Raw genomic sequence first — 23788 nt, forward strand, 5'->3', positions numbered from 1 at the left:
TCTGTTCATTGCATCTATCGGGTTGTATATAATCGGGATTACTTTTATCCGTATCACTTTGGAACAGATTCCAAATAAACCTTCAACAGATTCACCGCCCCCTCGCGAATGCGTCCATTGCAGTGGGACAATCTATTTACAATCTGCTTCTGTTCATCCAGCCGGTCGCCGCCGTCATCAGACGAGGCGCCGTAGATCAGATAATCCAGTGACAATCCCATCTCCTCAGAAAGAAGAATTAATGTCTCAACAGACATGCCGCATCGGCCATTCTCAATATCCCGGTAATACCGGCCATTCTTCCCGATTCTTCTTCCCATTTCCTCCCCGGTCAGTCCCATTTCGCGTCGACGGCAGCCCAGACGCTTGCCTACTTCCTGCCTGTTATAGGTAACCATTTCATCCCGCCTTTCGCCTCAACAACATAATAAATATTATGTTGTATGTAGGACGACAAGTCGCCTGCCGCTTACATTCGGATAACAGTGTTTTGAAAATTCATTCACATATTTTAGGGGATTTTGGATTTTAAGAGTTGTAAAAAGTCGAAATGCGTGCTAGTATAATATGGAGTTTCGGTTTAAAACAGATATAATAGTTATACTTACAACATAATATTTATTATGTTGTATCCCCTCAAACCACCAGCCGCAGGCGTTCCAGCTGCCTCCGGTGTTCCTCTCCAGTGGAAATCATATAGATTCTTGTTGTATTGATACTGCTGTGCCCCAACACATCTGCGAGCTTCGCAATATCCTTATCAATTTCGTAAAAGCTTCTGGCAAACAGATGACGGAGATTATGCGGAAATATTTTATCGGCCAGAACCCCGGCTTCTTTCGCCAAACCTTTCATTTTGCGCCAGATATTGCTTCTGTCCATGGTATTGCCGGCTTTCGTGATAAACACCTCCCCTTTTTCGATTCCATTTTTCTGTATGTAAAGAAGCAGTTTTTTTCTCAGATTTCCCGGAATCATGATCCTTCTGTTTTTCCCTTTACAGCACACCTCTGCGTATCCCAGCCTGACAGCCTTTACCGTCACGAAACACAACTCGCTCACTCGAATTCCCGTACAGCAGATCGTCTGCAGGATCATCTCCAGCCTGATATTGCCGGTCCTTCTCGCTGCTTTTACCAGGCGGACATACTCCTGTCTCGTCAGTTCTTTTTCCTCCAGGCAAAAGGCCTGCTGCTGTATTTTTAGCTGCTTAACAAGAAATTCCGGATGATCCAGCCAGCGAAAGAAACTGTTTAAGGACGCGAGCATGGTGTTCACACTTCTTGCGCTGTATTTTTTTTGCAGGGACTCTTTGTAGCTGATGATCCGCTCTTTGGTCACCGGATTTTTCCCTATATAGCTTAAAAAGCATCCGATGTCATGAATATACTTTTTAATCGTTATTTTACTTTTTTCTTCCATAATTAAATATTTTTTAAACTCTTCAACTTCTGTTCTTTTAATCTTAAGTCCATTCATTCCTTCTACCTCTTTCCCCATTCGTATTGTTGCATACTCATACTTTTCCCTTTGCCGCAATTAAGTTTAGCACACCCCCATAGCTTCATGCATAAAAAATGCCCCATCAGCCGTATAGGAACAAGCCGATGAGGTATCGTAAACCATCCGTGTCACCAAAAAGCACCTTGATGATACGAAAAAACCGCAGGAACCAATCACATTCCTGCGGCGAACTTTTTCTATATACATCAGGAGAACAACGGCGTAGAGAAATACCGGTCTCCCGTATCGGGAAGCAGAACAACGATTCTCTTCCCTTCATTTTCCGTTCTTCCGGCCAGTTCCTTTGCAGCCCATACCGCTGCCGAGGATGAAATACCAACCAGAATTCCTTCATTCTGAGCAATCTCACGACCGGTCACATAGGCATCTTCGTCCTTCACCCGAATGATCTCATCATAAATATCCTGGTTCAGGATCGTTGGAATGAATCCGGCGCCAATTCCCTGAAGTCCGTGAGGACCAGGATTTCCGCCGGAAAGAATGGGAGATCCCTCCGGTTCTACCGCTACGATTTTCACGTCAGGATTCTGGCTCTTTAAATATTCGCCGGTTCCGGTAATCGTTCCGCCGGTTCCGACTCCTGCTACGAAAATATCCACAGTGCCATCGGTATCTCTCCAGATCTCCGGACCAGTCGTCTCCTTATGAGCCTTCACGTTAGCCGGATTATCAAACTGCCCCATGATAACGGATCCGGGTATCTCGTCTCTCAGCTCTTCTGCCTTCGCGATCGCTCCCTTCATCCCCTTCTTGCCATCGGTCAGTACAATCTCTGCACCGTAGGCCTTCAGTAAATTCCGTCGCTCCACGCTCATGGTTTCCGGCATGGTGAGAACTGCACGGTAGCCCTTCATCGCCGCGATGCTGGCAATGCCAATGCCGGTATTACCGGAAGTCGGTTCGATAATGGTTGCGCCCGGTTTCAAGGTTCCCGCCGCTTCCGCGTCAAGAATCATAAACAGCGCCGCACGGTCCTTTACGCTGCCTGCCGGATTTAAATACTCCAGCTTTGCGATGACGGACGCCTTCAGCTGATGCTTCTTCTCGTAATTAGTCAGCTCCACCAGCGGGGTGCTGCCAATCAGTTCCATTGCACTCTTTCTGATCTTTTCCATAATCATCCTCTTTTCCAATTCATAGTGTTCTTATATGAATTCTTTTTACTGATTTTAGTCTTGTTACTGCCATTTGTCAACTGTTTTTTTGTGATTATGGAAAATATTTCTATAAATCGTATAAGCGGCTGTATTTTTCCTTCAGATACTGAATGTAATACTTCGGATTGAAATCTTCTCCTGTCGTATCCTTCAGAATCTCTCTGCTGGTCTTCAGCTTGCCGAAACGATGGACGTTTTCTCGTAAATATTCACGGATTACTCCGATCTCCCCTCTCTCCAGAAGGCCCTCGAAATCCATCTCTTTCTTCATATGGTAATACAACTGTGCCCCAAACGCACTGCCCAGCGCATAGGATGGGAAGTAGCCAAAGGAGCCCTGAGACCAGTGAATATCCTGCAGTACGCCTTCGGAGGCATTTTCAGGACGGATTCCTAAGTACTCCTCGTATTTGTCCGCCCAGATCTCCGGAAGCTTCTTTAAATCCAGGTCTTCCTCGATGATCATCTTCTCGATCTCATACCGGATCAGAACGTGAAGGCTGTATGTCAGCTCATCCGCCTCTGTACGAATCAGGCCCGGTTCTGCCTTATTGATGGCTTCCACAAACTGTTCCCTGCTGACTCCCTTTAACTGCTCCGGGAAAATGGACTGGAGCTTCTCATAAAGCGGTACCCAGAAAGCGGAGTTGCGGCCGATAATATTTTCGAAGAATCTGGACTGGGATTCATGCATTCCCATGGAAGCGCCCTGGCCCACCAGTGTCTGTGTCAGATCGTCGCCGATACCGAGTTCATAGATTCCGTGGCCCGCCTCGTGGATCACCGAGAACAGGGAGCTGTCCACATGGTCGCTGTAATGGGTCGTAATTCTTACGTCATGATTGTGCAAATTCGTCGTAAATGGATGGGCACTGACTGCCAGCACGCCCTTATTAAAATCAAATCCCACGTACTCTGCCAGAAATTCCGCCAGCTCTCTCTGCTTCTCTTCCGGATAATCTCCTGTCAAGAAGGCGTTTTCAATCTTCTTTCCACGCTCCTTGATCTCACGGATCAGGGGAACGATGGCCTCTTTCAGCTCATCAAAGAACTGATCCAGCAATTCCATGTTAAAGTCCTTCTCGTATAGATCCAGCATGGAATCGTAGAGTTTTACGCCATCCTTTGCGCGGTAGGAGGCAAATTTCTTCTGGTAGTCCACTACCTTTTTCAGAGTGGGAACAAATTTGTCGAAATCATTCTCCTTCTTCGCCTTAGACCACACTCTCGTAGCCTCCGATACCAGCTGTGCGTTATCGCGGTACTCCTCCGCCGGGATGCAGACAAGCTGTTCTCTTGTCTCCTTCGCCTCTTTCACAATGGCTTTCTCCACATCTGTGAGGCCCTCTTCCTTCTCACACGCTTCGATGGCTTCTTTCATTTCGTCGCCTGCCACCATGTTGTAATACTCTTCAGATAAAGCTCCGATCACTCTGGCCGTATGGGCTCCGGCTTCCTCGGGTGCCAGCGTCTCATTATCCCACTCAAACAAAATCAGAGCGGTCTGTAACGCCATTGTCTTTTCCAGTACTTTTTCCAGTCTTTCATATGCTTTGCTCATGATGCCTTATCTCCTTGCTTCTTTATTCATATTCTGTCAAACATGTATTCAGTATACCTCTTCTGCCATATCCTGTAAAGTATGGAAATCCGGCCCACAAGGCATGCTGCAAACGGTAAGAGACAGTCTTACCAAACAGTATATACGAAAACTCAGAAATTACTACTATCCGTCTGCCGATTCTCCGCCTGCAAACGTCAAAAAACGAAAAATGCAGGAAACCGGTATTTCCGGCATTCCTGCATCCATTTTTTCGTGTGATCCGTGTATATCCACGATTCCATGCATCAAAAATACTTCTTATTGCCCCATAAGTTGCTCTTTTTTAAATCCAGATATTCATTATAGGCTTTTTCCAAAATCTGTTTCTCGTTGGAAAATTTCAGTAAATGATACGCTTCATGGAACTTATAATACCCGGAATCGATAAAATACTCTTCCCGTTGTGGTTTGCTGTAATAGCTGTCCGCCATCATCAGATACCAGTGAACATCCTTCTCCACCATATCCTGCGGCGTGTTAAAGGAGTACTGGCTCTTTCCGATATACTTAATAATCGACGCACTGACTCCCGTCTCTTCCTTCACTTCACGAAGGGCCGTCTCCTTATATTCTTCTCCCGCTTCTACAGTTCCTTTTGGCAAAACCCAACCTTCATATTTGTTCTTATAATTCTTATATAAAACCAGAATTTTACCTCGAAAAATAACCACACCGCCACAGCTCGTTGCCTCTATCATTGCAATTCCTCCAGACTGAAACCTTGCATCCCTGTCCGGGATTCCGGTTTTGGTGTGTCTCACAGACTGGGTATAGTATACCTCTTTTTAAACTTATATGCAAGAGTGTTCTTGTCATGTTCCGTTTCACGATCCGTCTGGAGTTTTCGGTGCCCGGCGGATTGTGAAACGGAACCCTGTCATCTCGAAAAGTAGGTATCAAACAGCGATCTGGCTATTGGAGCGGCCGTTTTTCCCCCGGAACCGCCTTCCTCCACGATCACGCTTACCACCAGCTTCGGATGCTCCGCCGGGGCAAATCCGATAAACCATGCGTGAGTCTCCTTGTCCTTGTCAAATTCCGCCGATCCCGTCTTCCCCGCTACCGTATAGGCATCCGTACGCACCGCGGAACCGGTTCCTTCCGTTACAACGGCCCGCATAAGCTCTGTTAAGCTGGCCGACTCCTCCGCGGTCATCAGATTGCCGTATGACTGGGGCATAAATTTTTTAATGACATCACCGCCTACATTTTCCACGTGGTCGATGAGGTACGGCTTCATCAGAGTGCCGCCGTTTGCGATGGCTGCCGCGATCATGCCGCCATGTATGGGTGTCATCTGGGTCTGCCCCTGTCCGATGGAGGTCTGAAGTATCTGCCACGTATCGCCGTCCGGCGTCAGCGTATAGGCGCTCTGACTGTATGGAATGGCGATGGGAAGAGGCGTATCGAACAGAAGCTGATCCGCCGTGGTCTTAAGCCTTCCTAAATCCAGCATCAGGGCGAGATTCGCAAAAGCGCCGTTGCAGGAATTTGCAAAGGCCCTGACAAAATCCTGACTGCCGTGCGCCGTCTCATGGTAACATTTTATCGTGTAATCCTCATAGTGAAAAAAACCGCTGCAGTCGAACCGGTAATCCCTGAAATTCTCCGGATTCTCCCTTATATACTCCAATGCCGTCACGATCTTGAACGTCGAGCCCGGCGGATAAAGCCCCTGAGTGGCACGGTTTAACAGCTGTCCCTCGCTGTTGCCGCCTGCCACGAGAGCGTCCCAGTCCGCAGCCAGCATATTGGGATTGTAGTCCGGTTTTGAGACCATGGCGAGTATCTTCCCAGTGTCCGGTTCCATAGCGACCACCGCACCTTTCCGGCTGCCCAGAGCGTCATACGCCGCCTTCTGGAGGTCTACGTCGAGAGTCGTGATCACATTGTCCCCGAGATTTTTAACGGAGGACAGCTCATTGATCACCTGCTCGGCCAGATTCACGTGGCTGGTCAGCAGATAAAAGTTACCCAGTGCCTCCAGGCCGGTCTTTCCCTTGGTAGAATACCCAACCACATGGGAGAACATGGAATCATAGGGGTAATACCTCGTTTCGCCGCCGTTCTCGTCCACATTTGTCTGAGCCAGAACTCTTCCGTCACTGCTTAAGATTTCTCCCCTTACCACCCGGTCCGAAAAACTGTCGAGCCGGGCGTTGTAGGAATTGTTGATCACATTTTCACTTTTTATCTGAAGAAAAAAGGCAAAATACAGGACCAGTCCTGCGAAAAGAGCCGCCACCGCATAGGTAATCATCAGAATATGGCGGTTTGCCTTGGGATTCGGGTCAGCCTTTTTCATATTGTTTCTCTTCCTCTTCATTCTGTTTTAAAATATACAGCCCCTGCATGACTCCGAACAGAATAAACGTGCTGAACACAGAGCTTCCGCCGTAACTCATCAGGGGAAGGGTCACTCCGGTAGAAGGAATGAACTTCGTCACGCCTCCCACGGTTAAAAATACCTGGACGATATAGACCGTTCCCAGGCCAAAGGCAATCAGTTTGTAAAACACCGCTTTCATGCGGCTGGCAATCATCATAAACTGCAGGAAGCATCCGAAGCAGATGAACAGAACGCACAGGGCAAAGATTCCTCCCAGTTCCTCCGAGACGGCGGAAAATACAAAGTCCTTTTCCACCACAGGTATCTTCCCAGGCATTCCCTGGCAGAGTCCCATGCCAAACCAGCCGCCCGTACCGATGGCGAAAAGGGACTGGGTAATCTGGTATCCCTTATTTTCAATATCCGACCATGGATTTCTCCAGGCAAGCACCCTCGCCCTGACATGATCGAAAAGCTGATAGGCCAGCACCGAAGCCGCGGTCCCCGCACCTGCTCCGCCCAGAAGATACACCCATTTCCCCGTAGCCACAAACAGCATCAGCACGTAGGTTACGAAGAAAATCAATGCGCTGCCCAAATCCTTGGAAGCCACCAGAATCAGCACATGAAGGGCGGCCACCAGCGTAGTCATACACACCGTCTTAAACTTCGTGGAACGGTAAAACATGGTCGCCACGAAGAAGACGAAGCTGATTTTTACGAATTCAGACGGCTGGAAGGTAAAGTCTCCGATTCCGATGGAAAGCTGAGCTCCATAGCTGCTAATCCCGGTAATCAGCACGACGCCCAGCAGAATCAGTCCCAGGATCCCATAGACCCACGGAATCTTCGACAGCTGCCATACCCGGTCCATAATAAACGGTATAATCCAGGTAATGACCGCGGCCGCCAGCACAATCACGAACTGTTTCAGCGCCCGGTCAAAGGACAGCCGCGTTAGAATGATAAAGCCCACGCTGAGCAGCATACACATATTGTTGACCAAAAGCCGCGAAACATTGTGGTAGAACAAGCGGTAAACGTAAATGTAACACAGAAAAAATACCACCTGCGCCACATAAAACGCGAGGATGCGCTCATCTCCCGTTTTCAGCCACAGTATCCCGTATGCCAGAAAATGAATCAGAAACATGCACCGGTTCTGACGTGCGCATATCTTCTTTTGTTTTCCTTCATCCCGGAAAGAAAAATACCGGAAATTCAACCAGGTATACACCGCAATCAGCAGTATCATCAAATACCTGGATACATCGACAATCAGATTCACCATAGGCTCCTACTCCACACCGCGTTTAAAATGTCCTCTTGTAAAGTCCCCAAAGGGCTGTTCCACCCGTTTCCCCGACAGCAGGCTGTCTGTAAAGCACCGGATCACCGCCGCCGTCTCCTCAAGTGTCTCAACGGTAAACTGAAGTCTTACCGCCGCCGGGGCCAGTGCCTTTATCTGTTTCTCCATTCCCAGGAGAGATACCGGCGCCGCATTATAAATCGAGTTATAGCAGAATGCACAGTGATTCTTCACAGGAAATTCCTTGCCCATACGGTCTTTCAGCATAAGAAGCCCTGGCTTTTTATCACACTTCTCCGTTCCCTGGTGAATACACTGCGCCGTCACCATCATGGGCAGACGGCCATATGCAATCAGCTCGCCAGATTTGGAGAGCCGGGAAAGCTCTCTCTCGTTTAATTCTACCGGCCAGGTCAGCTCTGCGGCACCCATCTTCATAAGAAAGGATTCCGCTCTGTCGTTCATTCCATACATCCCATAGTCGAAAACCCAGGGGATTTCCGGGCCATGTTCCTTCAAATATCCGATCTCTTCCATGGAACGGATCAGCACTCCGTCGAATCCGGCTTCGCAAAAAGCCTTCTGACTGTGTTCGAAATACCGTTCCGCCTCGGTCCGGAAGATATGGGGCATCGTCAGCATACACTCTTTTCCCGCGTCGTGACAGGCCGAGACCGTCGTTTTCCAAAGCTCCGGCCCGAACTCAGCCGCATCCACATAGACACGCTTCACATGAGGATTATCGAGAACTGCGCGGAGACAGTCCGGGCGTTCGAGGGAAACGAAAATACGCGCCAAACCGCTTTCTCTGCGGTTGGCAGTCTCCACCGTACCGCGATTCTTTTCGTCCGCCGTTTCCACCATCTGCGGCACTGTTTCCACCGTCTGCGGCACCGTTTGCGGCGCTTCACGGCGGTACTGCTTAAGCACTGCGTCTTCCAGTGCTTCCAGCCCTCTTCTTCGCAGATCATTCAAAGACTGCACCGGAAGAAACACTTCCCCGGCAAGCTCTACGGTAAGAGTTTCAAAGTAAAATGGAGTATTCCCGGTCTTTTCCAGCTGCTTTCTGATCCGGGCTTCATCCATGGGCTGTTTTAACGCCTCCAGAACGGGATCACCGGACACAGACACGCGGCAGTCTCCGCAGGAAAGCTCCAGCAATGCAGGCTTTCCCGTCTCCAGGACAACCGTTCCCTGGATCGGCTCCTGCAGCTGCTTTTCCACAAAATTCTTATCCAGATAATCGAACAACTCCTGGTTGCCTTCACGGAAGGACGGTTTTTCCTTCCATACCACCATATCTTTTCCATTATGGCGGCGGTAGTATCCGTCCGTCTGGCCTCCGCGGTCAAACAGCTCCAGAAGGCGCTTTCTGTCCTTTTCATCCACCCGGTAACCGGCCCGTCCCCGTTCCAGATAAAGGTCCGTGTAGCGGCGGTAGATTTCCACCACTCCGGCCGTGTAGCGCGGGCTCTTCATCCGGCCTTCAATCTTCATGGAGTAGATTCCCGCTTCTATCATATCGGGAATGAGATCCAGGGTGCATAAATCCTTTAAACTCAGCACATACCGGCTGTCCTTCCCATTCACAGTCTTCCCGTCCCGTTTCACGTCATAAGGCAGGCGGCAGGTCTGGGCACACCTCCCCCGGTTGCCGCTCCGTCCGCCGATCAGGCTGCTGAACAGACATTGCCCTGAATAGCAGTAGCAAAGCGCCCCATGGACAAAGCTTTCGATCTCCACGTCCACATCACGGTGAATTCCCGCAATCTCCCCCAGAGACAATTCCCTGGCAGTCACCACACGCTCCGCGCCCAGTTCCTTCAGGAGACGTGCCCCATACACTCCAGTTATAGTCATCTGCGTACTGGCGTGGACCGGCAGTTCCGGGAAACGCTCTCTGATCAGCGCAAACGCCCCCATATCCTGAACGATAACCGCATCGACTCCCCGCATATAATAAGGCTCCAGAAACGCATATAAATCTGCCAGCTCCGTTTCCTTCATGAGCGTGTTTACGGTCATGTACAGTCTGCATCCATGGAGATGGGCATAATCAATCGCCTCTAAAAGACGGTCTTCTTCCGGATTATCCGCGTAAGCGCGGGCTCCAAACCTGCTGCCGCCGATATAGACTGCGTCGGCCCCTGCCGCCACTGCTGCCTTCATACTTTCCAATGACCCCGCCGGAGCGAGAATCTCTACTCTTTTCTGTTTCACGTAATCCTCCCTGAAAAACTTTTTCTAATAATAAGGGGATGTCTCCCTGCTCATGAGACATCCCCCGATTTTATTCCTTATTCTCACTGCCTGTCCGGACTGTGCCGCCGGTATGACCTGCGTTCTTCTTACTCTCCGAAGCATTCCCGGCAGATGCAGTCTGTCTGGAGGTTCTGCCTGCTGCCAGTTCCTTATTCGCGGCCTCCAGTTTCATCTGGGTCGTCACCAGCTCATGCTTCAGGCTGTAGACTTCCTTTTCCATCTCATGCTTTTGCCGCTCCAGCTGCGCGATCTGTTCTCTCGCTTTGAAGTAATCGTCCGCCATATTCAGTTCTACCATGGCGGTCTGGTACTCTGCACTCTGCTTCGTAAAACCTTCCTGCCTCTTAAGCGTTGTGATCATCTCATTGATATAGCTGGCCACACGCTGCATGTAGCCCTCATCCTCGGTGCCTCCCAGAGTATATATTCTTCCATCTATTAAAACCTCGGTATAGTGCTTGGTATCCATGTCATGCTCTCCTGTTATCTTTTGCTGTATCGCTTTCTTATCATAATATACCATATTTTACACGGATGTCAAAGTGTTTTCCTGCACTGAGTTTTTACATTTCTTCCTGTTCGCAGCTATTCCAGAGCAAGTCCCAGATGGTGATACGCCCGTTCCGTCGCCACACGGCCGCGGGGCGTTCGGTTGATAAACCCGTTCATCAGCAGATAGGGTTCATACACGTCCTCCAAAGTCCCTGCATCCTCGCCGAGAGAAGCCGCCAGCGTCTCAAGCCCCACCGGTCCTCCCGAAAATTTTTCTATCATTGTGATTAAGATGGCTCTGTCATTGTTATCCAGTCCAAACTTATCCACATCCAGAATATTCAGTGCGAAATCTGCCACCTCTTTCGTAATCACGCCGTTGTACTTCACCTGGGCAAAATCACGAACCCGCTTTAACAGACGGTTCGCCAACCGCGGCGTACCTCTGGAGCGCTTGGCGATCTCCGCGGCGCCTTCCGGCTCAATCTCCACCTCTAATACCTTAGCCGAGTGGCAGACGATAATCTGAAGCTCCTCCGGCGTATAAAATTCCATCTTCTGTACCACGCCGAACCGGTCCCGCAGCGGGGCTGTCAAGAGTCCCGCCCTGGTGGTTGCACCGACCAGCGTAAACCTGGGTAAATCCAGGCGGATCGAACGCGCTGCGGAATCCTTGCCCAGCATGATGTCAATTGCGTAATCCTCCATAGCCGGATACAGGACTTCCTCCACCTGACGGTTAAGGCGGTGTATCTCATCCACAAACAGGACATCGCCTTCCTGGAGGTTATTCAATATAGCCGCCATCTCCCCCGGCTTCTCAATCGCGGGGCCGCTGGTCACTTTCATGTTCACGCCCATCTCATTGGCAATGATCCCGGATAATGTTGTCTTCCCCAGTCCCGGCGGTCCGTAAAACAGCACATGGTCAAGAGATTCTCCCCTGGCCTTCGCCGCGTCGATATACACCTTTAAGTTGGCCTTCAGTTTCTCCTGGCCAATATAATCGTTCAGACTCTGCGGACGGAGGTTGGGCTCAATCCGCTTATCTTCTTCCGTAACTTCTGTCGTTATGATTCTTCGTTCCATCTTCTCATCTACCTGCTGTTTTTATAGGAATGCCAGATGCTTCAGCGATGCCTTCAGGACATCCTCGGAGGTCATGACGTCAGTCACTTCCACCTTGCCTACCGCGCGGTTCGCCTCGGTCTGGGAGTATCCCAGAGCGACCAGCGCTTCGATCGCCTCTTTGGCCACACCTCCGGCTGATATCTCGGGGCCTTCCGCTGCCACAAACTGTGCAGGCAGAACATCCGCCATATCAATCTTGTCCTTCAAATCCAGAATCACCCGCTGGGCCGTCTTCACTCCGATCCCCGGCGCCCTGGAAATTGCCTTCGCGTCGCCGGAAATAATAGCGACCCTCAAATCATCAGGCGTCATGGCCGACAGGACGCCCAGCGCCCCCTTCGGTCCAATCCCGCTGACGCTGATCAGCTGCTTAAACATCCGTAAGTCCTGCCGGTTTAAGAAACCATAAAGGCACATCCCGTCTTCCCTCACCTGAAAATATGTATACAAAATCGTCTCCATACCAATGCCCGGCAAGCGGTCCAGTACGGATAACGGTACATGGATTTCCAGACCGATGTATCCCGCTTCAATGATCACGGTGTCTTCAAAGATATCGACCAGAGGTCCCTTTACATAAGAAATCACGCGCTCAGTCTCCTTTTTCTCTTCTCTGCTTTGCCTTTTATCATATCATACCGTGTATTCATATGCAAGCAGTTAATCGAACAAATATTCTATTTTCCTGCCCGGAGGTTGCCCTTCACAAACTGGGAGGAATCCATTTTTCCGGTAAATCCACACTTAAAAAGACAGGTTTAAGTCTTTCCTGAATTTTCTCCTTATGATATAATGACTCCATAAAAACGGATTTCAGGAGACATCACAATGATTACCATACACGAAACACCGCTTTTCCCTGAGACATACCCTTTGGACCGTCTCGGGAAGCGGGAAGACCTTTTATTTTTTGATATAGAAACGACCGGATTTTCCGGAGAATATTCCAACCTGTATTTAGTGGGATGCGTCTATTACGAGGGCGGCCGATGGAACCTGGTTCAGTGGTTTGCCGACACCGTGTCTGCCGAGAAAGAGGTGCTTATAACCTTCTTCGAATTTCTAAAACGTTTCCCTATCGTCGTTCATTTTAACGGGGACGGCTTCGATATTCCTTATCTTTTAAAGCGCTGCCGTGTCTACGACCTGCCTTACGATTTTTCCGGAGTGACGAGTCTGGATATCTATAAAAAAATCCGCCCTTACCGGAACCTGCTTGGCCTGGAGAGCATGAAACAGAAAGCCATCGAACAGTTTCTCGGCGTCGAGCGGGAAGATATCTACTCCGGCGGCCAGCTGATTGAAGTATATAAGGATTATTTATTTTCGCACGAACAGGTGCTTTTGGACATGCTTCTCTTACATAATGCCGATGATCTCCGGGGGATGCCTGGCATCCTGCCGATACTCAATTATCCGGACTATCTGGAGCACAGCTTCACGCTGGTAGATCAGGAGCTTCTGACACGGAACGATCTCTTCGGCCGGGAATATCACGCCCTCAAACTAATTTACCAAAGCGACTATACCGTGCCGGTTCCATTTTCCCGTTCCTCCTCCGTGGCCGATCTTGATGCGAAGGGCGGACAGCTCACGGCCTCTGTCGATCTGTATGAGGGGGAGCTTAAGTATTTTTATCCTGATTACAAAAATTATTACTACCTTATCTATGAGGACCGGGCTATCCATAAGAGCGTCGCCGAATACGTGGACAGGGAAGCCCGCATCAAGGCAACGGCAAAGACCTGCTATACACGCCGTGACGGCTGTTATCTGCCCCAGTTTGCTCCCATCTTTGAGCCGGTTCTTCAAAAGGAGTATAAGGACCGTATCACATACTTTCCATATGATGACAGGCAGTTTGCGGAACAGGAACGTAACGGCGGTTACGTCCGTCATTTACTGGATTACCTGTGCAGTAAATAAGGGCGCCGAATGCTACGCCAAAGAGCCTGAGGAGAACAGAAGGGGGACGGGGCTGTGTATTGGCTCCATAAGAGAGAGCATTCGTTCAAACGCCCCCCTGCATCTTTCTGAATGCACGCGGAGATACACCTTTCGCCTTTCTGAACGCGTCTCCAAAATAGTTTCCGTCTCCAAATCCGCACCGGTCTGCAATCTCTGTGACAGAGCAATCGGAATTGAGAAGAAGTCTCGACGCCTCCCGGATTCTGATATTGGTCAGATATTCTTTATACCCAAAACCTGTGACCGCCTTAAACTTCCGGGAGAAATAGGCGGGACTCATGTGGCTTAATTCCGCCATCTCCTCCAGAGTAATGGGATTCTGATAATGATCGTAGATATATTTGGCAGCTTCCTCGATGGTCTCTTCTCCCAGTTCCAGCCGGCCGTGATCCGTCTCCGCCTCCTGACAGCGGGACAGTGACACCAAAAGTTCATAAAAACACCCTCTTTTCATGAGCGGTGAAAATCCATCCTGTCCTGTCTCCTCGTATTCGATCCGGCTGATCAATTCTTCCACCCTGCTCCGGTTTCCACTTGGAACGGTAACCTTCGAGTTGCGGAATATATATTCCACATTCTCTTCCCCGCACAGTTCTTTCATACTGTCGAGATATTCCCCGTCAAAGCTGATGGTAACCCTTTCATTTACCGGACTCGAATGGTATGTGGTCCGGTGTATCTCCCCCGGCTTTAAGAAGATAATATCCCCCGGCTCAACGTAATACAGCGTATGGTTGATAAATATCTTGCAGTGTCCCGAATAGAGATAATAAAACTCGTAATGCGTATGCCAGTGGCTTTCCGCCATGTGAAACTCATAAGACCGCTTTGTGCGGCTGATGTTGCACTTCATAGCTTTCCCCCAATCAATAATCACCATTTTTCAGCAGGGCCTTCATATAGGCGAAGGTCCGCTCTTCTCCATGTTCCTTCAGCATCAGAAGGAGTTCTTCCAGCAGCTTAGCCGTCTCCGGCGCTATGACCATATACTTCTTTGCATGGCTGTAATACTCCCAGGGGGATGCATCCGTGTAGTCCTTCCCCTTATATGTTTTGGACGCCGCGATCCGGTCCATCATCATCTCGATGACGTACTTCAGCGGCATCTTATGGCCGGCCAGACCCTTCGACATATCTGTCGTAAAGTCGATCCAGTATTCGTAATGATGCTTATTCCTCCCCTTGTGGTGAAGCCACGCCTTCGAAAAGCCCTTCTCCTCCCTTTCTGCAGCGTTGGGACTCCTCGTCCCCTGATAATAAATCACCCCTGGAATAAACTCTTCCGGACCGTATTTCGACAGATCATGAAGGAGTCCCTGTTTATAAAGCCCTACCCGGAAACAATTCTTCATGACTCTGAATTTATGCACCGTTATCGTATGAAAATGTCCCCAAAGATTATGTAACGTCATAGCCGCCTCCATCTGTTCTTAAAAGCGCAGAATACGCTTCAAATCGTTCCCATTTTACCACACTTTTCCTACTCTATGCCACTATAATTTCTTTCTTCTTTTATTTTTTAGATTTCTTATTTTTTTAAGCTGAAAATGTTTGACACCTTTCCCAAACTATGCTATTCTTAGGGAAGTTGCAGAGATGCTGCAGCTCAATATACTATAATTTTTTTATTCATTTTGGAGGTATCACAATGAAAGGTACAGTTAAGTGGTTTAACAACCAAAAAGGTTACGGATTTATTTCCGACGAGCAGGGTAACGACGTATTCGTACACTACTCAGGTCTGAACATGGATGGCTTCAAGTCTTTAGACGAAGGCGCCAGCGTAGAATTCGACGTAGTCGATGGTGCTAAGGGACCTCAGGCAGTAAACGTTACCAAATTTTAATCATTGACTTAGCGATGTACCTTTTTCAAGATGTGACCGCCACTGCGAATTTCCCATGCGTGGATTGAAATAACATAAAGGAAGAAGTACGATTGTTTTACATGATTACAGACAGAGCCACCCGATTTCGGATGGCTCTTTTTGACTGCACAGAGATATTTACCCTATGAAACCCTATCTCACCGCACGGTCGCGGATATCCGTCAGTTCTTCCACAGAGAAATTGTAGTGCTTGTTGCAGAAATGGCAGTTCACCTCGATGCTCTCGCCCTCATCAATCATTTCATTTAATTCTTTCTTTCCAATACTGATTAATGCTTTCTCCACACGTTCTTTCGTACAGTTGCAGGTAAATTCCGCCGGAACCTTATCCATGATTTCAAGGCCAAACTCCCCTAATATATGATCCAGAATCATCTCCGGGGTATTTCCCTCATCCAGCAGTGAAGTAATGGAGGTGATCTCACCCAGCTTCTTTTCCAGCTTATCGATCATCTCGTCCGACGCGCCCGGCAGAAGCTGAATGATAAAGCCTCCCGCCTGTTTCACCGTATTGTCCTTATTCATCAGGACTCCCAGTGCTACAGAGGACGGCGTCTGCTCCGACGTAGCATAGTAATAGGTTAAATCTTCCGCAATCTCTCCGCCGACCAAAATTGTCTGACCTACGTACGGTTCCTTTAAGCCGATATCCTTAATCACGCTTAAAACGCCCTCTCCCACGGCTCCGCCCACATCCAGCTTGCCTTTCTCATTAGGCGGCAGCATGACTCCCGGATTAAAGGCATAGCCTTTTACATTGCCCTTAGAGTCCGCGGTCACAGTCAGGCCTTCGATCGGTCCGCTCCCCTGCACCTTAAGGGTCAGTAAATCGTCATCGCCCTTCATCATAACACCCATCATGGCTCCCGCCGTTAAAAGGCGTCCTAAGGCCGCTGTGGCCACAGGGCTCGTATTATGGGCAAGCCTTGCATGTTCCACCATTTCTCTTGTTGTAGCCGCAAATGCACGGACCTGATGGTCTCCGGCTGTGGCTCGTACAATATAATCCGTCATCGTTCTTCCTCTTTCTTTCCGCGTTCCCGGGCAACGACGTAGATACGCTCACTGTCCTCCCTTATGGGATTCTCCGTAAATGCGTCATAAGCCGCCACAAAGTCCATTCCCGCCTCTCTAAGTGCCATTATCACTGTGTCCAGAGAATAGGCTTTCTGATAGTGAGTTTCCACATACTTCCGGTAGAGATCGTCCTCCATCCGGATAAACAGGGCTAAATCGTATTCATTGACCATGGTGTCCTGATCGTAATAATTCTCCCAGATGAAGCTGCTCTCTTCCCGGTCTTCCGCAATGGTGGATTCCCCAAGCACATTTTCATACTTATAGATTGTATTTAAATCAAAAATAAAAATACCTTCCGGATCCAGGTAATTGTTAACAAGAGAAAATACCTCCACCAGATCATCGTATTCCAGGATATAGTTCATACAGTCGCAGATGCTGACCACGGCTGCCACCGTGCCGTACAGCTCGAAATCCCGCATATCCTGAAGCAGATATAGAATATCACGCCCGGAGGCAGCGCGCTTGTCCATGGCGATCTGAAGCATGTCCTCGGAATTGTCGACGCCGATCATGTCGTAGCCTTTCTCAGACAGAAGCTCCGTCACGCTTCCCGTTCCGCATCCCAGATCCAGGACCAGGCCGTCTTCTACGCCGTATTTCTTTAAAAGTCCGGTTAGATACCGGCACCATTCTCCATATGGAATATTGTCCATAAAGGTATCGTACACCTCTGCAAATCCGGTATAGGCCTCCATCTGCATCTCCTCCTCTTAACAATCAAATACCCCGCACATAACATGCAGGGTATCAGTTTGCGTTACTATGCGTTCTTTCCGCAGCACTTCTTATACTTCTTGCCGCTTCCGCACGGACATGGATCATTTCTTCCGATCTTCGGTCCCTTTACAATGGTTCCGGAAGCTTTCTGCTTCTTGTACAGCTCTTTCTTCTTCTCTTCCGGAAGAAGCTGCTCCCACTGAGGAAGACCGTAAAGCCATTCCGCTTTCGCCTCTACCATGTTGTAATATAACTTTTCCGGATCGATCTCGATCTTTACAACAGTATCCTCGTCCATGGTGTCGATCGGATTCTCATATCCCTTTAAGCTCTCATTGATACCATCTAAAAATCCTGTCATGGTCTGAACATCAGTACCGTACTTTTCAGCCAGTTCCTTCACAGTTCCTTCCACTACAGTCTCCGGCGCGGAGAGAATCTGCTCATAGATACCTTTCTCCACTACGAAGTAATTAGACCATAACTCTTCCCTTGCTTTATCATCCAGCCCATCGCCATACGCCAGGGTTCTCCAATTTTCTAAAATAGTCATCGCTCAACCATCCTTTTATCTCTTATTTCTGTAATACTTCATGAATCAGTATATAACAACTTTGACAAATTTGCAAAACGTTTTTTGATTATTTGGACACGGAATCAAAAAAAAGTGCAGAAAGCTGCATAAACTCGAGGTTTTTCAGCCTTCCACACTAAAAAGGGGAGGATAAGTATTTCTTTTTTCTTTTGTTGATAGTATTATAATTCCCATTCTGGATTTTTTTATACAGGGAGATACCATCTTTTTTTGAAAATGAAAAAATCCCCATGCCAGGCACAGGGATTTTACTTTATTATTCGCTGATTGTTCTTGGATAAACAGAAACCTGCTTTTTGTCTCTGCCCTTTCTTTCAAATCTGACAACGCCATCCACGGTAGCGAACAGTGTATCATCTCCACCACGGCCTACGTTGATGCCTGGATGAATATGTGTACCACGCTGTCTGTAAAGAATGTTGCCGGCTAAAACGAACTGGCCGTCCGCTCTCTTGGCGCCTAATCTCTTGGACTCGGAGTCTCTGCCGTTCTTTGTAGATCCAACACCTTTTTTATGTGCAAAAAATTGAAGATTCATATTTAACATTTGTCAGTCCCCCTTATTAAGCGTTGATCTTATCGATCTTGATCTGTGTATAAGCCTGTCTGTGACCATTCTTCTTATGATAGCCGGATTTTCTCTTATACTTGTAAACGATGACTTTCTTTGCTTTGCCTTCCTTTACAACAGTACCCGTTACAGTAGCTCCTGCTACGGTAGGACATCCAACTGCCAGTTCTCCGTTGTTCACAACCAGAATCTGATCAAATGTTACTGTTTCTCCTGCTTCGACACCAAGCTTTTCAACCTTGATTGTGTCACCTTCTGATACTTTGTACTGCTTGCCACCTGTTGCGATAATTGCGTACATATGGCACCTCCTGTTTTCTTTACTCGCCAATTTCGGTGGTCCGGGAAGCCGGACGCTTAGGACCTTGTTGAGCGGCACATACTTAGTTAGGATAGCATTATTTGGTTAATATGTCAAGAAAATTCCGGCTGTTTTACATTCTATCCCGCCAGATTTATTTTAAGTAATGTAAAAAACAGGACCACTGTCCCTAAAATTATAAGTGCGCAGCCACATTTACTGACAAAGTTCAGAATCTCTTTCATTCTGGACTGCCCTCTTAATCCGGGTACTGTAAGCCGGTAGATCGAATATCCCAAAAGTGTGCCCCATGTATTGTTAAACATATCATCCAGTTCACACAGGCCTAACCTGAAAAAATACTGGGCTGCTTCGATTGCCACCGACAAAAGGAACCCAAATAAAACCGTCAGCAGAGAGAATTTAAAGATCTTTCCATTCATTGGCAGAAGGTACCCCAGCGGGATAAAAAGGGCAATATTCCCCAGTATATAAAACCAGTGTATCCTTGAGTGCCGTTCCCACGCATACCTGACAGTCCAGAACAATTCCATATTGATCCTCGGTTCTGCTGTCTCCTTTCTGGCCAGCAGCGTGGCTGAGAAGATTGTGAATAGCCAGTAAAGAAGCAATTCTTTTTTGAGAACTCCTGCCGCTGCCTTCCTTCCAAAAAATAGTGCTGTGAAACTTACGGTTACAACCATTGCCAGGATTACAAGCATCACAATGGTTTGAGCCCCCGGAAATGTGTACGGATTCCAGATGCTGTTCCATGGGATTAGGTTTGTGATGCTATTAAGCATGTCTTCGTGGTCTCCTTTTCTGGTAGATGGAATAGGTATGATTTGCATTACTTTGTAATCATTCTATCATATTAAAACTTTTTTGTATTCCATTAATTATAACATAATTTCTTAAAATGAAAACTACCTGTTAGATATTGAAATCAGACACCTGTTTCTGAATGAAGGCTGCTTCTTGATGCCTCCCCTTCATACACCCTGAAATCACACCGCCCCGCCCTTTTCACCTCATACAACGCGATATCCGCGTTGCGGTACAGCTCTTTGAAGTTTTCTCCGTCCCTCGGATAAAAGACGACGCCCAGACTGCAGGAGACTTCGCCTTTTTCCGGGTACTTCCGCTTAAGCAGGTCACAAAGCTGAGCGATTCTGGGAATCACATCCTGCTCGGAGGTGATATCATTTAAGAAGACCATGAATTCATCTCCGCCAATCCGGCCGCAGATGTCATTTCTTCTGAGGAAATGTTTCAGTATCCCGGCGGTCTCCTTGATGACCTGATCACCGAACTGATGTCCGTAGCTGTCGTTCTGTACTTTAAACTGGTCGATGTCCAGCATAATCAGCGCGTGACGTGCTGCTGGGCCGCTCTCCTCCAGTGCCTCTGTCACCCTGGTCATAAAGGTGTCGCGGTTTAAGACTCCTGTCATTCCATCGTGTTCCACCCGGCGCTGCAGCCTGAGCGTTTCCGATTTCTCCTCGTCGATATCCAGCGTCATCATAAAAAGCCGGACGTCGTTATTATATGGGTCAGCGATCAGCTGAACGGTTGCACGGACCCAGTAAAGGCTTCCGTCGTCCCTTTTTCTCAAGTAATCCATGTTTCCGGAGAACTGCCCGTTATAATAGCGCAGCAGCAGTTTGTCTCTGTTAAAGAAATTATAGAATCTTGCCCGGTCTCCTTCATATACGAACCGCTCTGCGATGTATCGCACCGTCTCTGTGTATTTTTCAAATGGCCTGAGATAATCAGGGGGATCGTCCCCTGCCTCCACTGTGTCTTTTGTCAGATTATACTCATAATAGCCGATGGTCTTGCCTTCCTGTGCCTTAAAATGCTGACTCCATTTCTGATAAGTCAGCTCTTTCTCCCGCTGTTCCGTAATATTCTCACTGGAAATAATAGCGCGGCGGGGTCTCCCCTCACTGTCGTAAATCATCGCAAATTTAGCGGAATACCAGCCGGTGGTGCCATCTTTTTTCCTCTTTTTAACGACTGTCTGTCCCTTTGACTCTCCCTGTATGATAGATTCGTAAAAATCAATATATTCCTGTCTGCTCTCCTCGTCGATGGTCCCCGACTCCACAATGCTGTATGGTGCGTTGTCTGCAACAACAGGTAAACCGAATTCTTCCGCAGCTGCCTCCGGCTGAAAAAGCCGTCTGTTCTCCACATCGAATATATACATGTATTTATCCGTGAGTGCAAAGGCAGTTTTGCTCTCCTCCATGCTCATGCGGATCTCGTCTTCCATCCGTTTCCGGTCGGCAATATCCATCAGGGAACAGAGTACGCTCCCGGGTATATTGGGGTCATAGGTGCACTGGACCAACAGCCACAAAATTTTTCCCGTACTATGTACTCCCCGGTATTCCATCTGAAATTTTGTCTTACCGCACACGACCTGATCCAAAAGTTTTTTATGGATCATCTGAAAATCCGCTTCCGGCAGAATAAATCTGGCATTTGTAAATCCCTCTTCTTCTGCCTCCTGCGAAGTATAGCCATAGATATCATAATAAAACTGGTTCGCATACAAAATTGTCAGATCATCATCCAGTGCCACCTGGCAAATACCACAAGGTACCAGGTCCAGTATGTTCTTGTAGTGCTCCAATATCGATCCTTCCATATGTCTGCCGCCTTTCTCGTCCGATGTCCGCATCTTGTTTCATTATATCCTCTTGAAGGATAACTGTACAGCCGGATTTCCATAAAAAATGCGGAAGCCCTGTAAACCTTACGTTTTCTGGCTTCCGCACTAAAAAGGGGAGGATAAGTATTCACTCATCTTTGGTATACTCCTATTTTAAACCAAAGAGAGATTTTTATACACTTCCCGATTAAATTATTTCTGTTTTCATTTTCTCGTACCGTGTTTTATCAGTGTCTTTTAAATTTTTTAAAAGGCCCTCCAGATAGATGCGGTCGAGGTTCAGCTTCGCCTTCCATTTCTGACCATCGGGCTCCTGCGCCTTTTTCTTCAGCGCTTCCATCTCTTCCTGACACTTCCGGATCCGGGCTTCCAGACCCGATACACTCGGCCCTTTCATAATAACCGGAAGATCCAGCGTCCTTGTCAAAAATTCCTGCATGGCCGTTTCCGCCGTCGCATCATCCCTGAAAATCCGCAGGAAAAGTTCCCGGCAACCACGGTAAAAATCTTCCTGTTCCGAATCTTCGTCTCCGCCGCTGCTTACCAGAAATCCGTGGTCGGAGAGGATCAGGCACACGGCCCCTTCCCGGACAGTCTCCAGCGAATAGACCGTCTCCTCAATCCCATGTTTTTCCATGATCTCGCGGACAAGATCGTATAAATACCATCTTAATTCATCCATATCGCTCCACCTCAAATTCAACCGTTATTTCGCGTATTATTCCCGCTTCTTATAATCCCACTATTACTCCAGTCCCTTATTCTTCCATTTACCAATCCGGTAGAATACCACGGTCAATACCGCACCCAGTACCCAGGAAATCAGAAGGGATACCCAGATACACTCATATCTGCCGCCCGGAAGCTCCGGGGTCTTCGTAAAATGAGCGATGCCGTATGCCAGCGGAACTCGGATAAATACCGTCGTTACGATGGAAATCCACATGGGGGTCATGGTATCACCGGCGCCTCTCATGACACCGGAGAGACTCTGTGTCACCGCCATGGCGATATAGCCGACCGCAAGGATCTTCATCATATTGGCGCTCAGCGTCACCAGCTCGGAGGTATTGGTGAAGATACCCATCAGATATTTTCCGAAAATCAGAATCAGGCCTGTGATCGCCGCTGACGTTCCCGCCGCGATGATGGTTCCCTGTTTTGCTCCTTTATGTACCCGGTCGAACTCTCTTGCGCCTACATTCTGGCCGGAATATGTGGTCATCGCCGTACCAAAGGAGAAGTTCGGCATCATGGCGAATCCATCCACACGCATGATGATAACGTTGGCTGCAATCACCATCTCGCCGAAGCTGTTGGTCAGCGACTGAACCACGACCATAGCCATGGAGAAGATGGCCTGGGTGATACCGGACGGAAGCCCCAGTCGCAGGATCGTCATGATATTATCCATATCCGGCTTTAAGTATTTAAATTTCAGATCAAAGACATCCGTCATCCGTTTCAGCTTGAAGAAACAGAGGACCGCAGATACCATCTGTGCAATAACCGTGGCTAAAGCCACCCCCGCCACGCCCATCTGCAGTCCCGCCACAAACCAGAGATCCAGGACAATATTGATGACCGTCGCTACCAGCAGGTATACCAGAGCCGACAGTGAATCTCCCAGCCCTCTTAAAATACCGCAGAACATGTTGTAATATGCCACACCCATGATGCCTACAATCAGAATCAGCAGATAAGAGGTGCACCAGTCAATAATGCTGGCCGGCGTGTTCAGCATCTTTAAAAGCGGCCGGATCGTCACCGAACCGAGAACCATAATGATCAGCGAGGACACCGCGGTAAGAGTGATCGTGCTTCCGATGGTCTTCGATAAGCTTTCTCTGTCCTTTGCTCCAAAAAACTGGGACACCATGATGCTGGTTCCCATCGATATACCAATAAAAAGTACCAGCAGCAGATTTAAAATCGGGCTGGCACTTCCAACCGCCGCAAGGGCGTTATCTCCTACATACTTTCCGACTACGATACTGTCTACCGTGTTATAAAGCTGCTGTGCGATATTGCCGATCAACATGGGAATCGTAAAGATAACGATCTGCTTCCATGGTTTCCCCACCGTCATATCTGTCTGCGCAAATAAAGCTTTTAACTTTCCACCCATACGTTCTTCCAACTTCCTTCTCTTTCGAAATAAACGCCTGATCTCAAGAC

General features: G+C 48.3%; 24 protein-coding genes. 2 read left to right on the top strand and 22 right to left on the bottom strand.

The genetic code is table 11. The features are described 5' to 3' along the window. Positions 1-53 precede the first annotated feature (53 nt). From M1L66_RS18350 to ruvA, 11 genes are all read right to left on the bottom strand, one after another. Complete coding sequence (locus M1L66_RS18350) at positions 54-398, bottom strand: helix-turn-helix domain-containing protein (RefSeq protein WP_187019486.1); 345 nt, start codon at positions 396-398, stop codon at positions 54-56. A gap of 238 nt (positions 399-636) precedes the next feature. After that, positions 637-1479, bottom strand: coding sequence for a tyrosine-type recombinase/integrase (locus tag M1L66_RS18355; RefSeq protein ID WP_187019483.1), 843 nt, complete (start codon positions 1477-1479; stop codon positions 637-639). Positions 1480-1709: 230 nt separating this feature from the next. Further along, the gene (gene cysK / locus M1L66_RS18360; protein WP_187019481.1) at positions 1710-2639 is read right to left on the bottom strand and encodes a cysteine synthase A; all 930 of its coding nucleotides are present in this window, start codon (positions 2637-2639) and stop codon (positions 1710-1712) included. A gap of 109 nt (positions 2640-2748) precedes the next feature. Next, positions 2749-4242: a carboxypeptidase M32 gene (locus M1L66_RS18365; RefSeq protein ID WP_434687524.1), complete on the bottom strand. Its 1494-nt coding sequence runs from the start codon at positions 4240-4242 to the stop codon at positions 2749-2751. Between the two features lie 287 nt (positions 4243-4529). Next, positions 4530-4982, bottom strand: a complete 453-nt coding sequence (locus M1L66_RS18370; protein ID WP_002603763.1) for an NUDIX hydrolase — start codon at positions 4980-4982, stop codon at positions 4530-4532. A gap of 179 nt (positions 4983-5161) precedes the next feature. Beyond that, entirely contained in the window at positions 5162-6589 is a 1428-nt protein-coding gene (locus M1L66_RS18375) for a peptidoglycan D,D-transpeptidase FtsI family protein (RefSeq protein WP_434687529.1), read from the bottom strand. Continuing rightward, positions 6576-7904, bottom strand: coding sequence for an FtsW/RodA/SpoVE family cell cycle protein (locus tag M1L66_RS18380; protein ID WP_187019475.1), 1329 nt, complete (start codon positions 7902-7904; stop codon positions 6576-6578). The genes M1L66_RS18375 and M1L66_RS18380 overlap by 14 nt, the downstream gene beginning before the upstream one ends. Before the next feature lie 6 nt (positions 7905-7910). Continuing rightward, complete coding sequence (locus M1L66_RS18385) at positions 7911-10142, bottom strand: DUF3656 domain-containing U32 family peptidase (RefSeq protein WP_434687531.1); 2232 nt, start codon at positions 10140-10142, stop codon at positions 7911-7913. Between the two features lie 70 nt (positions 10143-10212). Next, entirely contained in the window at positions 10213-10653 is a 441-nt protein-coding gene (locus M1L66_RS18390; RefSeq protein WP_434687533.1) for a cell division protein ZapA, read from the bottom strand. 116 nt (positions 10654-10769) lie between these two features. After that, complete coding sequence (gene ruvB, locus M1L66_RS18395; protein WP_434687535.1) at positions 10770-11765, bottom strand: Holliday junction branch migration DNA helicase RuvB; 996 nt, start codon at positions 11763-11765, stop codon at positions 10770-10772. Between the two features lie 21 nt (positions 11766-11786). Beyond that, positions 11787-12395: a Holliday junction branch migration protein RuvA gene (gene ruvA / locus M1L66_RS18400; RefSeq protein WP_434687537.1), complete on the bottom strand. Its 609-nt coding sequence runs from the start codon at positions 12393-12395 to the stop codon at positions 11787-11789. A 240-nt stretch (positions 12396-12635) separates the two neighbouring features. Here ruvA and M1L66_RS18405 point away from each other — a divergent pair, with 240 nt between their 5' ends. Then, on the top strand, positions 12636-13733 hold the full coding sequence (locus M1L66_RS18405) for a ribonuclease H-like domain-containing protein (RefSeq protein WP_434687539.1): 1098 nt from the start codon (positions 12636-12638) through the stop codon (positions 13731-13733). Between the two features lie 85 nt (positions 13734-13818). Here the strand turns inward: M1L66_RS18405 and M1L66_RS18410 are convergent, their stop codons facing one another. Together M1L66_RS18410 and M1L66_RS18415 are read right to left on the bottom strand one after the other, a co-directional pair. Then, positions 13819-14628, bottom strand: coding sequence for a helix-turn-helix transcriptional regulator (locus M1L66_RS18410; protein WP_242355693.1), 810 nt, complete (start codon positions 14626-14628; stop codon positions 13819-13821). 13 nt (positions 14629-14641) lie between these two features. Beyond that, a complete protein-coding gene (locus M1L66_RS18415; RefSeq protein WP_002603754.1) occupies positions 14642-15187 on the bottom strand; it encodes a DUF5662 family protein in 546 nt (181 codons plus the stop codon). A gap of 236 nt (positions 15188-15423) precedes the next feature. On the opposite strand from M1L66_RS18415, the gene M1L66_RS18420 reads away from it, so the two are divergent. Next, positions 15424-15621: a cold shock domain-containing protein gene (locus M1L66_RS18420; protein ID WP_002603753.1), complete on the top strand. Its 198-nt coding sequence runs from the start codon at positions 15424-15426 to the stop codon at positions 15619-15621. Positions 15622-15795: 174 nt separating this feature from the next. Here the strand turns inward: M1L66_RS18420 and hslO are convergent, their stop codons facing one another. The 9 genes from hslO to M1L66_RS18465 all read right to left on the bottom strand — a co-directional run bounded on the left by hslO (position 15796) and on the right by M1L66_RS18465 (position 23738). Then, a complete protein-coding gene (gene hslO / locus M1L66_RS18425) occupies positions 15796-16677 on the bottom strand; it encodes an Hsp33 family molecular chaperone HslO (protein WP_434687543.1) in 882 nt (293 codons plus the stop codon). Next, the gene (locus M1L66_RS18430; RefSeq protein WP_187019460.1) at positions 16674-17441 is read right to left on the bottom strand and encodes a class I SAM-dependent DNA methyltransferase; all 768 of its coding nucleotides are present in this window, start codon (positions 17439-17441) and stop codon (positions 16674-16676) included. Before M1L66_RS18430 ends, hslO begins: the two co-directional genes overlap by 4 nt. A 65-nt stretch (positions 17442-17506) precedes the next feature. Continuing rightward, a complete protein-coding gene (locus tag M1L66_RS18435) occupies positions 17507-18016 on the bottom strand; it encodes an SEC-C metal-binding domain-containing protein (RefSeq protein ID WP_002603750.1) in 510 nt (169 codons plus the stop codon). Between the two features lie 298 nt (positions 18017-18314). Further along, positions 18315-18605, bottom strand: a complete 291-nt coding sequence (gene rpmA / locus M1L66_RS18440; RefSeq protein WP_002603749.1) for a 50S ribosomal protein L27 — start codon at positions 18603-18605, stop codon at positions 18315-18317. Between the two features lie 16 nt (positions 18606-18621). After that, entirely contained in the window at positions 18622-18930 is a 309-nt protein-coding gene (gene rplU / locus M1L66_RS18445) for a 50S ribosomal protein L21 (protein WP_002603748.1), read from the bottom strand. A gap of 140 nt (positions 18931-19070) precedes the next feature. Further along, on the bottom strand, positions 19071-19733 hold the full coding sequence (locus M1L66_RS18450) for a VanZ family protein (protein ID WP_187019458.1): 663 nt from the start codon (positions 19731-19733) through the stop codon (positions 19071-19073). Positions 19734-19876: 143 nt separating this feature from the next. Then, on the bottom strand, positions 19877-21586 hold the full coding sequence (locus M1L66_RS18455) for a diguanylate cyclase domain-containing protein (RefSeq protein ID WP_434687546.1): 1710 nt from the start codon (positions 21584-21586) through the stop codon (positions 19877-19879). A gap of 211 nt (positions 21587-21797) precedes the next feature. Next, on the bottom strand, positions 21798-22292 hold the full coding sequence (locus M1L66_RS18460; RefSeq protein ID WP_434687547.1) for a hypothetical protein: 495 nt from the start codon (positions 22290-22292) through the stop codon (positions 21798-21800). A gap of 63 nt (positions 22293-22355) precedes the next feature. Then, on the bottom strand, positions 22356-23738 hold the full coding sequence (locus M1L66_RS18465; protein WP_187019454.1) for an MATE family efflux transporter: 1383 nt from the start codon (positions 23736-23738) through the stop codon (positions 22356-22358). Between the last annotated feature and the right edge of the window lie 50 nt (positions 23739-23788).

It is taken from the genome of Hungatella sp. SB206, assembly GCF_051132295.1.
Lineage (GTDB): Bacteria > Bacillota > Clostridia > Lachnospirales > Lachnospiraceae > Hungatella > Hungatella effluvii.